The following is a 15,749-nucleotide window of genomic DNA, read 5'->3' as shown; positions in this document are numbered from 1 at the left end:
TGAAAATAATATTTGTGGAATATAACTTGCAAGCTACCCATTCGCAGATTGGTGGGTAGTGGTTCCATTCGTATAACTCTCCCCAGGTTGATCGCCAGCGAATTGACTGGTGGTAATGGAGCGTATGCTCGCCAAGCTGCGCCCCTGACGGGTGTGTTGGTGTTTGCAGTTACTGCAGACACCAAGGCACCTATCCATAGAGCTTGAGGAGTCGCCATCGTGTCAAGAAATTCATTCATCCGCGCAGCGCTTGCTGCTTCATTCATGCCTGCCATGGCGATGCCTACGCTGGCATTCGGGGAAGAGGAGTCCAAAAAGAAAGCCGCCACGGACAAGCAGAAGATCGCACCGGTCACCGTGACCGGGATACTTCCTGACAATCTGGAAGCCGTGCCTGGTTCATTCAATGTCATCGACGAAAAAGCCCTGGAAGAACGTCGTCCGTTTTCCATTCAGGAGGCATTGAATAGCACCCCCGGCATCCATATCGTGGGTGAGAACAGCTTTGGTCTGGGCGTGAATATCGGCTTGCGTGGCCTGGACCCACGCCGCACATCACGCACCTTGCTGCTCGAAGATGGCATGCCGCTGTTCCTGGCACCCTATGCTGACCCCTCTGCGCATTACACCACGCCTATCGACCGCATCCAGCGTATCGAAGTGGTCAAGGGTTCCGGGCAAGTACTGTATGGCCCGCAAACCGTGGGTGGCATGATCAATTTTGTGACCAAACCGGTGCCGCGTGATGGCTTTGCCGGCAACGTCACTGCCACCGTGGGCAATAATGATTTCCAGGGCTTCCATGCCAATGCCGGTTTTGGTGGCGAGTGGGGCGGCGTCATGGTGGATGCTTTGCAAAAAAAGGGCGATGGTATCCGCAAGAACCACGACTTTGATATTCGTGAGCTGACGGTCAAAGGTCAGTTCAATCTGACCGAACGGCAGACCCTGATCGCCAAGGTGGGCTACTACGAAGAAGATTCACACATCTCTGAAACCGGTCTGGGCTCGGTGGAATATGCGGAAGACAAATTCCAGGCACCTTCCGGCAATAACGACAAGTTTGAATACGACCGTAAATCGCTGCAACTGCAGCATATCTTTCAGATGAACGACAATATCAAGCTGAGTACGCAGGCTTACTATGTGGATTCTTTCCGTACTTCATTCCGCCAGATCAACGACCCAGGCACGCTGGGTGGACGTTCAGCGCTGGAGCGTTGCCCCGGCGGCAACGGGGTGGTACCGGCGACCGAAGCCAATGCCGAACTGTGCGGCGGCCGTCATCGCCCGCGCAGCTATGATTACTTCGGTTTCGAGCCCCGTCTTGATATCAAGCACAGCACATTTGGTATCGAGAGTGATGCGGTGATCGGCTTCCGTTACCACGAAGAGCAAAGCCGTCGTCGTCAGTTCCGTGGCGGGACCGCCGCATTCCAGGACCTGTCCTTCGCCCAGGCCAACTCGCTTGCACGTGAAGACATTGCAATTGATGTGGTCGCCAAGTCCTACTATGCTCAAAACACCTTCTATCTGGGTAACTGGTCGCTGACGCCAGGGATACGCGTCGAGGATGTGCGCTTCAAGACCGATGTGGCGCGCGCCGATGGTGAAGTGCAGAACAACCCCGGTTCCAACTCCACTAACAACCAGACCAAAGTGCTGCCCGGTTTTGGCGTGGCGTGGAATGGCATTGCCAATACCACCATCTTCAGTGGGGTACACAAGGGCTTTGCACCGCCACGTCCGGATCGTGATCTGGAAGCAAGCGGTCCCAATTCGGTGGTGTTATCCAATACCAAACCTGAAGAAAGCACCAACTGGGAATTGGGCATGCGTTCACGCTACTTCACCGGTGTGAGCGTGGAAAGCACCCTGTTCTACACTGATTTTGACCAGATCGTGGTGGGTGATGGTGGCGGCCGCTTCATCAATGGCGGCAAGTCGGTGCAGTCTGGTATCGAGTTCGCCGGGCGTGTCGATTTCGGCAAGATCTACAACACCCCGCACAACGTCTATGTGCAAGGCTCGTACACCAATCTGTTCGAGGCCAAGTTCAAGAAAGACACGGCAGACACCACCGCAGGTAACCGCCTGCCTTACGCGCCGCGTGACATTGCCTCCATCAACGTTGGCTATCAGCATCCTGTAGGCCTGGACGCGCGCATAGGCGTGGATTACGTCAGCAAGCAGTTCGTCGATGCGGATAACACCCGTACCGAGAGCCTGGATGGGCAGGAAGGCACTATCCCTTCTTACACGCTGCTGAATGCATCGGTGAATTTCCGGCCTGTGGGGTCCAAGGTCAGCTATTTCCTGAGTGGCTACAACCTGGCCGACAAGGAATATCTGGCCAGCCGCGTAGATGGCATGGCGGTTGGTCGCGCACGTCAGGTATTTGGCGGGGTACGCTTCGATTTCTAGTCTTTAATTGCATCCAGACATATTGCAATATGTCCGTTTTTTTAAACAAAAAGCCTGCGCCGATGTGCAGGCTTTTTGCTAATCCAGTTTGGCTATAGAGGATTAAACAACAGCAAAATCAGCAGCTGTCAGTGAAGCATCTACACCGACGATGGCAATAGCGACCGCATCTGTGCCCCCAGCCCCATCGGCATCATATAGAACGCTGCCTGAGGCCTGGTCGAACAAGATACGCTGTTCTGAAGTAGTCGCACTGGAGCCAAATCCGAATGCACTTTCATCCAGCGTGCCGGCTTCGTTACTGGTCAGGCCGGTGAACACCAGGGTGTCGATACTGATCATGTCCTCGCCAGCAGTGAAATCCTCGAACTCGTCCACACCAGACAGGCTGTTAAGAACAAAAATATCGGCACCGTTGCCTCCGTCCAGCTCATCGGAGCCTGCACCGCCAATCAGGACATCGTTGCCATTGCCGCCGGAGAGTTCATCATCTGCAACACCACCAATGATCTGATTGTCCAGCTGATTGCCAGTACCGGAGAATTTATTGCTGCCAGTGTATTCCAGGTTCTCGACATTGTTATCCAGGGTGTATTTTTTGATGCTAGTGAGCACTGTGTCGATTCCGCTGTTGCCTGCCTCGCTGACACGGTCCGGCTTGTTACTGACGATATACACGTCATTTCCATCGCCACCCCGCATGTCATCTCCGCCTAGGCCACCATCTAGTAGGTCATCACCTAGACCACCCAGCAGAAGGTCCTTGCCATTGCCGCCTTGCAACTCATCGTTACCGTCGCCACCGTCAAGCTCGTCCTTACCGTTGTCGCCTGCCAGCAGATCGTCGCCCAATCCGCCGAGAAGTACGTCTTTGCCGTTGCCGCCATTGACCACATCGTTACCGTCACCGCCATCCAGGGTGTCATTGCCGTTATTGCCGTTGATGGCATCATTGCCAAGGCCACCAAATAGGATCTCGCCACTGTTGCCGCCGTTCAATTGATCATCTGCGTCAGTACCGCTAATGGTCTCTACAGGTTTACCTTTTTTCATCTGTGACATGATGACTCCTCTGTGAAATGAACAAACACTTGGTTATAAAAAAAAGGCGGGCCTTCCGGGGTTGGAATAAGGCCCGCCAGGGGGGAGGAACTCAGGAGATGCCTCGAAACTGGTTTGGCTATAAGCCCCTTTAACAGGGCCGCTTATGCACTGGTGATCTTTCCGCTCTGCAGCTTGACGGCATCGCCGACGGATAACCCAGCTGCAGAATACTGGGTGACGGTGCGTTGGCTGCCGTCCTGCATGCGCAGGTCGATCTGATAGACCGTGGTGGAATTCATTTTCTTTTCAATGGTGTGGCCTGCATACGCGCCACCACCCAGACCCAGCACGGTCATGATCTTTTTGCCGCTACCGCCGCCGATCTGGTTGCCGATGACACCACCGGCAACGCCGCCTGCGATGGCACCCAGGCCACTGCCATCACCTTCTTGCTGCACGGTGCGGATCGCGGTGATGGTGCCGCAGCTAGGGCAGACATCAGCGGCGGGCTGACTTTCGGCGACAGGCACGGCAGCGCTGTTGCGCGTATCGTGGGTATTTTCCATATTCTGGTCAGCGTTCTCATTTAGTGCCTGTTCCGCGCTGTCTGAATGCGCGAACGGGATCAGGCCAGAGATCGCTGCGCTACCCAGCAGACTGAAGATGGTGAGCGCAACGGCGGCTACCAGCACCATGGGGTGGGTTTTACGTAAGCTGTTCATGCTCATGATGAAGACTCCTGGTCTTTCTAGCGGTAATGACGATGATGGTGGTCATGGTGATGGTGCTTATGTGGCTTGCCATGACCGCGCCAGCCCGGATGACGATAGCCCGGATGACGATAGCGTGGCGCTTCGTAGTAGTAATAATGGCTGCTGCGGTACACAGGACCATAGCCAGGCCCGTAATGGATGCGGCTAGGGCCGGTGATGGCCACGCCAGTGGCAGCACCGATGGCACCACCGATGATGGCGCCATCACGACCACCTACGGCAGAGCCGATGGCAGCACCAGCACCACCGCCGATGGCGCCACCGACCACTGCATCACCACCGTAGTAGCGATCGTGGGCGGCGGCCTGCACACTCATTCCCATCCACAATGCAGCCAGTGCCATGCTGCAGATCGATTTGAGAGGCAGCATGATGATTAACCCTTCACGACCAGTGCGTTCTTGACCGAGGTCACACCGGCGACACTGGCGGCGATCTCACCAGCACGTTTGGCCTGGTCACCGCTCTTGACGAAACCACTCAGGATCACCTGACCCTTGAAGGTCTCCACGCTGATGTTCAGACCTTGCATGCCATTGGCGCGCAGCAGTTCGGTCTTGACCTTGGCGGTCACCGTGCTGTCATCCAGATAGAGTTCGACGCGTTTTTGCTGTACGGCACTCTTGTAGGTGGTGTATTCCTCGGCGATCAGCACGCCATCCTTGTTGCTATCAGCCTGGTCGAATTGACCAAGCAGATCCTTGTCCTTGGCAGACTCTTGACGGGAGAGCTTTTCGTTTTGATCACTATCCAGCTTGTTGAACTCGCTGATCAGTGGGGCCTGGTTCATATCGTCTTCGGTACCTACGGCGTGAGCCTGCAGGCTGCTGAACGAAAAGGCCAGCAAGGCGGCAGCGCCAACCATGCGGTAGTTGAAAGGCTTTTTGCTGGTATTCAGTTGCGTAGCATTGAACGTTTGCATGTGTTTCTCCTTGGTGAGTATTGCACTAGGAGTATTGCAAGCGCTGTGCCAACTTAAATTTATTTAATTAAATCAATAATTTAGAATAATAATTGAGTTTTTGGTACTGACAATACTGTCGCTGATTGACGACAGTATTTGGGAGGTGATATTTAAGCTACTGATTTTAATGATTAAATATTGTCGCTGTGCGGCGACACTGGGCTGGAAGGCAGGCCAGGCTTCACTCAGGCAGCTCGTCCTGCTTGAATAAAGCCGGGTTCAGCGCATGGCGCTGCAGCAGTTTGTAGAACTCGGTGCGGTTACGCTGTGCCAGGCGCGCGGCCTGACTGACATTGCCAGCTGTGGCTTTCAGCAGCTTGACCAGGTAATCACGTTCGAAATGTTTGCGCGCCGTTTCAAACGGCATGATGGCGCCTATGTCCTCGCGCAAGGCCTTCTGGACCAGCGTGGCGGGCAAGACGGCGGTGGTGGACAGTACCACGGTCTGTTCCACGATGTTCTGTAGCTGGCGCACATTGCCGGGCCAGGGCGCAGCCAGCAGCAGTTCCATGGCTTCCGGCGCGAATGCCTGCACCTTCTTGCCGTATTTTTCGCTCAGGCCCTGCAGGAAGGTGCTGGCCAGCAGCGGGATGTCTTCGCGGCGCTCCGCCAGCGCTGGCAGGCCCAGGCCCACCACGTTGAGGCGATAGTAGAGATCCTCGCGGAAATTGCCCTGTTTCATCTCGGCAGTGAGGTTGCGGTGCGTGGCCGAGATGACGCGTACGTTGATGGGGATGCTGTCGCGGGCGCCTACCGGCCGTATCATGCGGTCCTGCAGGGCGCGCAGCAGTTTCACCTGCAGGGGCAGAGGCATGTCGCCGATCTCGTCCAGGAACAGCGTGCCGCCATCGGCATTCAGGAACAGGCCGTCGTGGTCACGCAGCGCGCCGGTGAACGCGCCTTTGCTGTGACCGAACAGTTCGGATTCAAGCAAGGCCTCTGGAATGGCGCCGCAATTGATGGCCACAAACGGTTGCAGGTGACGTGTACTGGCCTGGTGGATGGCGCGGGCCAACAGTTCTTTGCCGGTGCCGCTCTCGCCCTGGATCAGCACGCTGGCATCCGACATGGCCACCAGCTGCGCTTGCGCCAGCAGGTTCTCCATCATCGGGCTGCGGGTGATGATGGCACTGCGCCAGGCGGTATCGCCCGTCATGGTGCTGTTGGGTGTTGAGGAGGTGCGCAGCGCCAGTTCGACCTGCTCCAGCAGCACTTTGCTCTCGAACGGTTTGGTCAGAAAGCCGAACACGCCGCGCTGGGTGGCATCGACCGCTTCCGGGATGGAGCCATGCGCAGTGAGTATGATCACCGGCAGCGCAGGGTCGTCCTGATGGATGGCGTCGAACAAGGCCATGCCGTCCATGCCCGGCATGCGCAAGTCACTGATGACCAGCGCAGGGCGCGTGATGGCCAGTTGCGTCAGCGCGGCTTCGCCACTGTCTGCGGTATCCACGATATAGCCTGCGGCGCGCAGGCGGATCGCCAGCAATTTGAGGATGTCCGGGTCGTCATCTATCGCCAGGATGCGTTTTGCAGTCAGATTGCCGCTGGTCATGTTGGTTTACCCGTTACTTGCTGCGGTCGCGTTTGATCATGGTGTTGTCGATCTCGCGCAGTTCATTGAGTTTTTGTTGCAGGCCATCCGCACGCGTGAGCAGACGCTCGCGCTCGGCCAGATGGTCGCGCAGCAGGCTGAGCAAGGTGCGAGGTGCGATATGCAGATTGCGCCCCAGCAGTTCGTTGATCATGGGCGCGGCTTTGGCCGGGTCGCGCAGCGCACTGTTGGGCATGCCGTAGATCAGGGCGATCTTGATGCTGCTGCGGATGTCACCCTTGTGGGTTTGCAGTTCAGCCAGCTCACGCTTTTGTGCTTCGGCGCCTTGACGGCCCACGTTGTCTGCATAAGCCAGCCAGTAGCGGTCCACATTGTCACGGAATAAGGCTTCGGTGATGCCATCAGCACGATGGCCGCCATTCGGCATGGAGGCGCAGGCGCTGACCAGCATGGACAACAGGCAGATGCAGGCGAATCGAATCAAGACAGGCTCGCTTTCAAAGGGAGTGTGATTTGGAAATGGGCGCCGTGTGCGCTATCCAGCAAACCGATGCTACCACCATGCGCAGTGACGTATTCCTTGGCGATGGAAAGCCCGAGACCTGTGCCGCTGATGATGGTTTGTTCCGGGCCTTTGCCACGATAAAAGGGATCGAACAGGTGTGGCCGGTCCGCTTCCGTGACGCCGGGGCCGCTATCGATCACATCAATGCACATCTGCTCATCTTGCTGCTGTATGCGTACTTCGACGGTGCCCTCTGCTGGGGTGAATTTGATCGCATTCGACAGCAGGTTGTCGAGTGCGCTGCGTAATTGTTCGGCGTCGCCTTCCAGCACATGCGCTGCGCTGGCAGCAGGGTGCTGTACCGTGATGTGTTTGTGCTGCAGGGTGAGGGCGTAGTCCGGCAGGATGTCTGCGACCAGTTGCGCCAGATTCACCGGGCTGAACTGCATCTGCGGTTTGTGGAACTGCACGGCGGTGAAGCGCAGCAGGCTCTCTATCATGCGCTGCAGGCGCAGGCTGTTGTCACGCAGTATCTCGGCGATCTCGCGTTGTTGCGGGGTCAGGCTGCCCGCGACTTCTTCACTGAGCAGCTCGCTACCTTCACGGATCGCGGTGAGCGGCGTCTTCAGCTCGTGCGAGACATGACGCAGAAAACGCTGCTTCTGCGCTTCCAGCGACTGCAGTTGTTCGCGTAACCAGTCCAGACGCTCACCCAGAGTGCGCAGATCGCCCGGCCCGTCGATACTGATGGGCTGATGGTATTGCCCCTCGCCCAGGCGGCGTATTGCCGCGTCCATGCGGCGTATCGGCTGGGCGACCAGAAAGGTGATGGTCAATGCCACCAGGATGGCGACCGGCAACAAGGTCAGGCTCTGCCATAACATCATGCGCTGGGTCTCGGCCGCCGTTTCTGCCAGCCTGGCTGCCGCGCGGTCGGTGAGCAGGCTGTTACCCTGCAGTATGCGTTGTGCATGATCGGCCATGCTGACAAAGTCGGCGATGATGGCCGGGTCCGGCTCCCCCTCCTGGTGAGGCACACGGATGCGCTGCTGCATCGTGCTTTCCAGCTTGCGCAGCGCCGCGAGTGTGGTGCGTTGCTGTTGATCCAGCGGTAGCGCTTCCAGCTCCTGCCCGGCCGCGAGGAATTTATCGCGGGATTCCTGATAATGATCGAGCAGGCTACGGTCATGCAGCACGAAATATTGCCGTGCGCTGCGTTCCATCTGGTTGAGTTGCTCCACCAGCAGGCGGCTGGCGCGTGTGGCTTGCACCGCCTGTGCCACGGTGTTGCGGCTTTGCTCGGCAAGGCGATCCAGGTACAGGCTGGCGTTGGCGAATGCCAGCAGCAAGGGCAGCATGGCCAGTGCAAAGCCCAGCAACAGCAGGCGTAGAAATGAGCGTGGGTAATGTATCTTCAAACTAGAGCACCCTGATGAGGTGGGTATTCACAAGTATAATCAGGCGTATGTCCAAACGCTCTCTTATTGTCGCCATGGCGCGAAATCGTGTGATCGGGGTGGAAAACCGTCTGCCCTGGCACCTTCCTGAAGATCTCAAGCGCTTCCGGGCGCTGACCACGGGCCATCATATCATTATGGGTCGCAAAACCTACGAGTCGCTGAACCGGCTGCTGCCGGACCGCATCACGGTGATCGTGACGCGTAATCCGGATTACCAGGTGCCGGGTGCGCTGGTGGTGGGCTCGCTGGCAGAGGCACTGGCGGTCAGTGCCGCCGATGCCGAGGCCTTCGTGATCGGCGGTGCGCAGCTCTATGCAGAAGCGCTGGAAAACGTGGATCGTATCTATCTGACCGAGCTGGAAGCCGACTATGCGGGTGATACCTTCCTGCCCGAATTCGATGCTGACTGCTGGCAGGAAACGCAGCGCGAAGCACATGTCAGTGCGCAGGGCATCCGGTTCAGCTATGTGACGCTGGAGCGGCGTTAAGCACGCCTTCTAGCCTGGTTCTCGATATAAAAAAACGCAGCGTTTTGGCGCTGCGTTTTTCTTCGAGGACTAGAGGGCGGATTTACTGAGCCACGCAGTCCACAAAATAACAGGACTTGCCATCTATCACCTGTTTCACCAGGCCGTGCACATCGGTTTCGAAGCCGGGGAACTGCTCGTTGAATGAGCGCGCGAATTTCAGATAGTCGACGATGATGCGATTAAAACGCTCACCCGGGATCAGCAGCGGGATGCCTGGCGGGTAGGGCGTCAGCAGCACGGCGGTGATGCGGCCTTCCAGTTCCTCGATCTGTACGCGGTCGATCTTGCGGTGCGCCATGCGTGCGAACGCATCGGTAGGCTTCATCGCCGGGATCATGTCCGACAGGTACATCTCGGTGGTCAGGCGTGCCACGTCATTGGCCTTATAGACCTGATGGATCTGCGTACACAGGTCCTTGAGGCCCATACGCTCATAGCGGGTATGCTTGGCGACGAATTCCGGCAGCACTTTCCAGAGCGGCTGGTTCTTGTCGTAGTCATCCTTGAACTGCTGCAAGGCGGCCACCATGGTGTTCCAGCGGCCCTTGGTGATGCCGATGGTGAACATGATGAAGAAGGAATACAGGCCGGTCTTCTCGACGATGACGCCGTGCTCGGCCAGGTATTTGGTGACGATGGCGGCCGGAATGCCGCAGTCGTCCGAGAAATCACCGCCTACATCCAGGCCGGGCGTAATGATGGTGGCCTTGATCGGGTCCAGCATATTGAAGCCGGGCGCCAGATTGCCGAAACCATGCCAGCGTTCGCCAGCCTTCAGCATCCAGGCTTCGCGCTCTTCGATGCCTTCTTCGGACAGGTCGTCCGGACCCCACACCTTGAACCACCAGTCAGTGCCCCATTCCTCGTCCACCTTGCGCATGGCGCGGCGGAAATCCAGCGCTTCCATCAGTGACTCTTCCACCAATGCGGTACCGCCCGGCGCTTCCATCATGGCCGCGGCCACATCGCACGAAGCGATGATGGAGTATTGCGGGCTGGTGGAGGTGTGCATCAGATAAGCTTCGTTGAACACGTCGCGGTCCAGCTGGATGTCCTGTGCGTCCTGCACCAGGATCTGCGAGGCCTGGCTCAGGCCAGCCAGCAGTTTGTGCGTGGATTGCGTGGAGAACACCATGGATTCCTTGCAGCGCGGACGGTCAGCACCGATGGCATGGTAGTCGCCGTAGAAGTCGTGGAAGGTAGCGTGCGGCAGCCAGGCTTCATCGAAATGCAGGGTGTCGATCTTGCCATCCAGCATCTCCTTGATCTCTTCCACGTTGTACAGCACGCCATCGTAGGTGGATTGGGTGATGGTCAGCACGCGCGGCTTGGCGTTCTTGTCTTCCGCGAACGGGTTGCGGGCGATCTTTTTCTGGATGTTCTCCCAGGCGAACTCCTCTTTTGGAATAGGCCCGATGATGCCGAAGTGGTTGCGGGTCGGCATCAGGAATACCGGCACGGCGCCGGTCATGATGATGGAGTGCAGTACCGACTTGTGGCAGTTGCGGTCCACCACCACGATATCACCAGGCGCGACGGTGGAGTTCCACACGATCTTGTTCGAGGTGGAGGTGCCATTGGTGACAAAGAACAAATGATCGCAATTGAAGATGCGTGCGGCATTGCGCTCGGAAGCGGCGACCGGGCCGGTATGGTCCAGCAACTGACCCAGCTCGTCCACGGCATTACACACGTCGGCACGCAGCATATTCTCGCCGAAGAACTGGTGGAACATCTGCCCGACTGGCGATTTCAGAAAGGCCACGCCGCCTGAATGGCCGGGGCAGTGCCAGGAATAGGAGCCATCCGCCGCATAATGGGTCAGTGCCTTGAAGAACGGCGGCGGCAGACTGTCCAGATAGGTCTTGGCTTCACGGATGATGTAGCGCGCCACGAATTCCGGCGTGTCTTCATGCATGTGGATGAAACCGTTCAGCTCGCGCAGGATCTCGTTGGGGATATGGCGTGAAGTACGCGTCTCGCCGTGCAGGAAGATCGGGATCTCCTCGTTGCGGTAGCGGATCTCGTCCACGAACTTGCGCAGATTCTCCAGCGCTTCCGGTTTTTCCTCGACGATCTCTTCATCGTCGATGGACAGGATGAAGGCTGAGGCGCGGCTTTGCTGTTGCGCGAAGGAAGTCAGGTCGCCATAGCTGGTGACGCCCAGCACTTCATAACCCTCGACTTCGAGCGCCTTGGCCAGCACGCGTATGCCCAGACCGGACGAGTTCTCGGAACGGAAATCTTCGTCGATGATGACGACAGGGAAACGGAATTTCATCGTGGCTTCCTAAGTGACCTGCTTGCAGCCGCCTGAACATGGCGAGCTGGTTGACTGAAAGGGCCGAAATATAGCATGTTTTGATGACCGGACCGTGATTTGACACAACCCGGTCACAAAGTCGGGGATGCGACGTGCAGTGTGGTCTGCAAGCGCTTCATCCAGCTCAGATTTTTGGCAGCGTGACACCCACTTGACCCTGATATTTACCACCACGATCCTTGTAGGAAGTCTCGCATATATCATCGGCATCGGCTTCGAAGAACAGCACTTGCGCGCAGCCTTCGTTAGCGTAGATCTTGGCAGGTAGCGGGGTGGTGTTGCTGAACTCCAGCGTCACATAGCCTTCCCATTCCGGTTCGAACGGGGTGACATTGACGATGATGCCGCAACGCGCGTAGGTGGATTTGCCTAGACACACGGTCAGCACATTGCGAGGGATGCGGAAATATTCCACCGTACGCGCCAGTGCGAAGGAGTTGGGCGGGATGATGCAGTAATCCGCATTCACTTCCACGAAGGAATTCGGATCGAAATTCTTGGGGTCCACGATGGTGCTGTTGAGGTTGGTGAACAGCTTGAATTCGCTGGAACAACGGATATCGTAGCCGTAGCTGGAGGTGCCATACGACACCAGGCGTTCACCCGCCGCATTGACTTTGACCTGACCTGGCTCGAACGGCGAAATCATGTCGTACTCTTCGGCCATGCGGCGTATCCATTTGTCGGATTTGATGCTCATCGTATTCCCTCGCTAATAACGGTGTGTCGCGTCGGCGTTATCCTACATAAAAAACAGCCGCGTTCCTAACTGAAACGCGGCTGCATGGGCTTGCTGATACAGATTTAGTGTGCGTCGCCGCCCAGTTCTATGCTGTAGCGCCAGAACTGGTCTTCGTGTTCGAAGATCACCTTGGACGCTTCTGGGTCACGGCTACCAGCCGGGTACTGATGTACCGGCTGGCGATCCTTGGCCCAGGCTTCGATGACCGGGTCGACCAGACGCCATTGCGCTTCCACTTCACTGATGTGCAGGTACAGCGAGTTATCGCCTTCCATCAGGTTCAGCAGCAGCGCTTCATACGCGTCGATGGATTCATCGCCATCCTGACGGTTGGCCGCATCCAGTTGTATGGTGCGTGTGTTGATATCCAGACCCGGGATCTTGGACTGGATCTCCATCTTGATGCACTCGCGTGGCTGTATGCCCAGCATCAGCCAGTTTTGATCCTGACCGTCGCCGATCTGCAGTGGCGACTTCTTGAAGCGGATGGAGATGCGCGTATCGGCCTCATGCAGGCGCTTGGCGGTGCGGATGTAGAACGGCACGCCTTCCCAGCGAGGATTGTCGATGAACAGCTTCAGTGCGGCATAGGTTTCCACCACGCTGCTGCTGTCGCCCAGCTCTTCCAGATAGCCAGGCACCTGCTCGCCGTTGACTTCACCGGCCGCATATTGGGCGCGGAACGCATGCTTGTCCAGTTGGTCGACCGGGATGGCGCGAATGGCTTCCAGCACCTTGATCTTCTCGGCACGGATGCCTTCCGGCGTCAGCGCGGCAGGCATCTCCATGGCGGTCAGTGCCAGGGTTTGCAGGATGTGGCTCTGTATCATGTCGCGCAGTGCGCCGGTGGCATCGTAGAACTGGGTGCGGTCGCCCACACCCAGCATCTCGGTGTTGGTGATCTGCACATGATCGATGTAATCCTTGTTCCAGATCGGTTCCAGCAGGGTGTTGGCGAAACGTTGCAGCATGATGTTCTGCAGCGCCGACTTGCCCAGATAGTGGTCGATACGGTAGATCTGGCTTTCCTTCAGGTGCTTGGTGATGGACGCCTGCAGCGCCTTGGCGGAAGGCAGGTCGGTACCGAACGGCTTCTCGATCACCACACGACGCCAGTAGTTCTCTTCATTCAACAGGTCGACCGCCGCCAGCTGGTCAACCACAGGCGCGAAATCGGACGGACGTACCGACAGGAAATAAGCCAGATTCTGTGGGAACACCTTGTCGTTGGACAGGGTTTCCTTCATGCGCTGGAAGGCATTTGGATCGGTAGGCGGGTTGGCGTGGTAGAAGTTGCGCTCGATGAAGCGCTCAAACACTTGCTGGTCGTAGCCCTTTTTGAACTTGGCATCCAGCATGCCTTTGATGTCTGCCAGCCAGGCTTCACGGGAGACTTCACCGCGACCCACAGACAGGATCTTCATCTCGGCCGGCAGACGGCCTGCGGCATCCAGACGGAACAGCCCTGGCATCAGTTTGACGCGGGAAAGGTTACCGCTGGCACCAAAAAGGACCAGTGTGCACGGGTCGATTTGTTTTGTCATGACTAAACTTTCAATCAGAAATCAGAAATCAGAAACCTAGAGATCAGAAATGCAGTCGGGAGATGTTGCCATCTCCCGAGGTGCTTGGTGATTACTTGTCGCCAACCGATTTGACGAAGTGGCCACCGAAGCCATTACGCATCATGGACAACAGCTTGTAGCTGTAGCCACTTGCATCCTGGCTTCTGAAGCGGGCTTGCAGTGCCAGGGTCAGCACTGGAGCGGCTACACCTTGTTCAACCGATTCCATTACGGTCCAGCGGCCTTCGCCGGAGTCTGCAACGTAAGGCGCAACAGCGGCCAGTTCCTGGTCGTCCTTCAGTGCGTCAGCGGTCAGATCCAGCAACCAGCTGCGGACGACGGAACCATGACGCCACAGTTCGGTGATCTGGGCCAGGTCGAGGTTGAATTCTTCCTTGCCCTTGATCAGGTCCAGGCCTTCAGCCATCGCCTGCATCATGCCGTATTCGATACCGTTGTGTATCATCTTGGTGAAGTGGCCTGAACCGATCGGGCCTACATGCGCCCAGCCGTTCTCCTTGGAAGGAGCCAGCGCGATCAGCACAGGGGTCAGCGTCTTTGCAACGTCGTCATTGGCACCTACCATCAGGCAGTAGCCGTTCTGCAGGCCCCAGATACCACCGGAGGTACCACAGTCCATGAAGCCCAGGCCTTGTTCAGCCAGCCATGCGCCACGGCGCTGGCTGTCCTTGTAATTCGAGTTACCACCATCAATGATGATGTCGCCCTTGTTCAGCAGCGGAACCAGCGCCTTGATCTGGTTTTCGGTCGGCTCGCCGCTAGGCAGCATCATCCACACGATCTTCTGGCCGTCGCCCAGTTTGGCAACAGCGTCTTCTACGGATTTGGATGGGATCATGCCGCTTTCTTGCGCGATCTGATTCACGGTGTCCTGGTTGAAGTCAAAGCCGACGACTTCAATGCCACCCTTTTGCAGACGGCGTGCCATGTTGCCGCCCATTTTGCCCAAACCCAGCATTGCTAATTTCATTTGTGTTTTCCTTGATGAGGATGATGTGTCATCATCTCTGGTTGAGATTTAAGAAAATTCATATGCGCTTTTTTGAGCTGCATAAGTATTAAATTATACCGCAAAATAGGTGACGTTTTTTATGCAAAATCAGCTTCAAGCCATCATCGTCAGTAAACAAACCAGCCGCTGGCACCGCTTTGACAGTCAACAGGCCATCAATGAAGCGGCGGTACAGCGTATCCTCGCTGCCGCGCAGGAAGCGATTTCCGCACGTGGCCGCTTCAGCATCGTGCTGGCGGGTGGTGGTACGCCCAAATCCGTTTATGGGTTGTTACGCAATGCGCAAGCCGATTGGAGCAAGTGGCATGTGTATCACAATGACGACCGCTGCCTGCCAGTGGATCATGTTGACCGCAACAGCCTGATGGCGCGTGAGGTTTGGCTCAATCATGTGGCCATCCCCGCAAATCAGGTGCATGACATCCCGGCAGAGCTTGGTCCTGTCGAAGGCGCCAAGGCGTATGCCGCGACCGTAGCCGGTATCGACACCTTTGATCTGGTGCTGCTGGGTCTGGGTGAAGATGGCCATACTGCCAGCCTGTTCCCCGGCCATGTCTGGGACGATAGCCTGGATGCTTTTCCAGTATTCAACGCACCCAAGCCGCCCTCTGAGCGCATCTCGCTGAGTGCACGCCGCTTGAGCGACACGCGTGAAGTCATGTTCCTGGTGACGGGTGCAGGCAAGCAGGAAGCGGTCGATAACTGGCGTAACGGGGTCGCGATCCCGGCGACAGTGATCGCGCCTGCAACGGGTGTGGATGTTTATACCTTCGGCGTCGAGCTGAAATAAGCTGTGTCATCTGCCCAGAAAAAGGCCCGCGCAAGCGGGCT

Annotated in this window: 14 protein-coding genes; 3 read left to right on the top strand and 11 right to left on the bottom strand. The window is 57.1% G+C overall.

Annotated features, from left to right (window positions below):
* Nucleotides 1-219 precede the first annotated feature (219 nt).
* A complete protein-coding gene (locus ED236_RS10680) occupies nt 220-2,424 on the top strand; it encodes a TonB-dependent receptor family protein (protein WP_123237967.1) in 2,205 nt (734 codons plus the stop codon).
* A gap of 102 nt (nt 2,425-2,526) precedes the next feature.
* Here the strand turns inward: ED236_RS10680 and ED236_RS10675 are convergent, their stop codons facing one another.
* From ED236_RS10675 to ED236_RS10645, 7 genes are all read right to left on the bottom strand, one after another.
* Nucleotides 2,527-3,486 (bottom strand): calcium-binding protein, encoded by a 960-nt coding sequence (locus ED236_RS10675; RefSeq protein WP_123237966.1) that lies wholly within the window; start codon nt 3,484-3,486, stop codon nt 2,527-2,529.
* Between the two features lie 143 nt (nt 3,487-3,629).
* Complete coding sequence (locus tag ED236_RS10670) at nt 3,630-4,190, bottom strand: glycine zipper 2TM domain-containing protein (RefSeq protein ID WP_162299613.1); 561 nt, start codon at nt 4,188-4,190, stop codon at nt 3,630-3,632.
* A gap of 26 nt (nt 4,191-4,216) precedes the next feature.
* The gene (locus ED236_RS10665; RefSeq protein ID WP_148042288.1) at nt 4,217-4,612 is read right to left on the bottom strand and encodes a hypothetical protein; all 396 of its coding nucleotides are present in this window, start codon (nt 4,610-4,612) and stop codon (nt 4,217-4,219) included.
* 5 nt (nt 4,613-4,617) lie between these two features.
* Nucleotides 4,618-5,163, bottom strand: a complete 546-nt coding sequence (locus ED236_RS10660) for a BON domain-containing protein (protein WP_123237963.1) — start codon at nt 5,161-5,163, stop codon at nt 4,618-4,620.
* Nucleotides 5,164-5,386: 223 nt separating this feature from the next.
* Nucleotides 5,387-6,760 carry a sigma 54-interacting transcriptional regulator gene (locus ED236_RS10655; RefSeq protein WP_123237962.1) on the bottom strand — a complete coding sequence of 458 codons (1,374 nt, stop codon included), beginning with the start codon at nt 6,758-6,760 and terminating at the stop codon, nt 5,387-5,389.
* Nucleotides 6,761-6,773: 13 nt separating this feature from the next.
* Nucleotides 6,774-7,244 (bottom strand): hypothetical protein, encoded by a 471-nt coding sequence (locus ED236_RS10650; RefSeq protein ID WP_148042287.1) that lies wholly within the window; start codon nt 7,242-7,244, stop codon nt 6,774-6,776.
* Entirely contained in the window at nt 7,241-8,683 is a 1,443-nt protein-coding gene (locus ED236_RS10645; protein ID WP_123237960.1) for a HAMP domain-containing sensor histidine kinase, read from the bottom strand. The genes ED236_RS10650 and ED236_RS10645 overlap by 4 nt, the downstream gene beginning before the upstream one ends.
* A 47-nt stretch (nt 8,684-8,730) precedes the next feature.
* On the opposite strand from ED236_RS10645, the gene ED236_RS10640 reads away from it, so the two are divergent.
* The gene (locus ED236_RS10640) at nt 8,731-9,213 is read left to right on the top strand and encodes a dihydrofolate reductase (RefSeq protein ID WP_123237959.1); all 483 of its coding nucleotides are present in this window, start codon (nt 8,731-8,733) and stop codon (nt 9,211-9,213) included.
* Between the two features lie 82 nt (nt 9,214-9,295).
* Here ED236_RS10640 and ED236_RS10635 read toward each other — a convergent pair whose 3' ends face one another.
* From ED236_RS10635 to gnd, 4 genes are all read right to left on the bottom strand, one after another.
* A complete protein-coding gene (locus ED236_RS10635) occupies nt 9,296-11,536 on the bottom strand; it encodes an arginine/lysine/ornithine decarboxylase (protein ID WP_123237958.1) in 2,241 nt (746 codons plus the stop codon).
* A 166-nt stretch (nt 11,537-11,702) separates the two neighbouring features.
* A complete protein-coding gene (gene dcd / locus ED236_RS10630; RefSeq protein WP_123237957.1) occupies nt 11,703-12,278 on the bottom strand; it encodes a dCTP deaminase in 576 nt (191 codons plus the stop codon).
* 104 nt (nt 12,279-12,382) lie between these two features.
* Nucleotides 12,383-13,864 (bottom strand): glucose-6-phosphate dehydrogenase, encoded by a 1,482-nt coding sequence (gene zwf / locus ED236_RS10625; RefSeq protein WP_123237956.1) that lies wholly within the window; start codon nt 13,862-13,864, stop codon nt 12,383-12,385.
* A gap of 91 nt (nt 13,865-13,955) precedes the next feature.
* The gene (gnd, locus tag ED236_RS10620; protein WP_123237955.1) at nt 13,956-14,876 is read right to left on the bottom strand and encodes a phosphogluconate dehydrogenase (NAD(+)-dependent, decarboxylating); all 921 of its coding nucleotides are present in this window, start codon (nt 14,874-14,876) and stop codon (nt 13,956-13,958) included.
* 121 nt (nt 14,877-14,997) lie between these two features.
* Here gnd and pgl point away from each other — a divergent pair, with 121 nt between their 5' ends.
* A complete protein-coding gene (pgl, locus tag ED236_RS10615) occupies nt 14,998-15,708 on the top strand; it encodes a 6-phosphogluconolactonase (RefSeq protein WP_123237954.1) in 711 nt (236 codons plus the stop codon).
* Nucleotides 15,709-15,749: the final 41 nt, after the last annotated feature.

Source organism: Pseudomethylobacillus aquaticus (genome assembly GCF_003730115.1).
GTDB lineage: Bacteria > Pseudomonadota > Gammaproteobacteria > Burkholderiales > Methylophilaceae > Pseudomethylobacillus > Pseudomethylobacillus aquaticus.
This window is presented reverse-complemented; position numbering and strand designations above follow the sequence as displayed.

Coding starts and splice junctions, on each gene's coding strand:
- pgl (WP_123237954.1), top strand. CDS start 14,998: ATGCAAAATCAGCTTCAAGCCATCATCGTCAGTAAACAAACCAGCCGC.
- ED236_RS10635 (WP_123237958.1), bottom strand. CDS start 11,536: ATGAAATTCCGTTTCCCTGTCGTCATCATCGACGAAGATTTCCGTTCC.
- ED236_RS10660 (WP_123237963.1), bottom strand. CDS start 5,163: ATGCAAACGTTCAATGCTACGCAACTGAATACCAGCAAAAAGCCTTTC.
- ED236_RS10665 (WP_148042288.1), bottom strand. CDS start 4,612: ATGCTGCCTCTCAAATCGATCTGCAGCATGGCACTGGCTGCATTGTGG.
- zwf (WP_123237956.1), bottom strand. CDS start 13,864: ATGACAAAACAAATCGACCCGTGCACACTGGTCCTTTTTGGTGCCAGC.
- dcd (WP_123237957.1), bottom strand. CDS start 12,278: ATGAGCATCAAATCCGACAAATGGATACGCCGCATGGCCGAAGAGTAC.
- ED236_RS10675 (WP_123237966.1), bottom strand. CDS start 3,486: ATGTCACAGATGAAAAAAGGTAAACCTGTAGAGACCATTAGCGGTACT.
- ED236_RS10640 (WP_123237959.1), top strand. CDS start 8,731: ATGTCCAAACGCTCTCTTATTGTCGCCATGGCGCGAAATCGTGTGATC.
- gnd (WP_123237955.1), bottom strand. CDS start 14,876: ATGAAATTAGCAATGCTGGGTTTGGGCAAAATGGGCGGCAACATGGCA.
- ED236_RS10670 (WP_162299613.1), bottom strand. CDS start 4,190: ATGAACAGCTTACGTAAAACCCACCCCATGGTGCTGGTAGCCGCCGTT.
- ED236_RS10655 (WP_123237962.1), bottom strand. CDS start 6,760: ATGACCAGCGGCAATCTGACTGCAAAACGCATCCTGGCGATAGATGAC.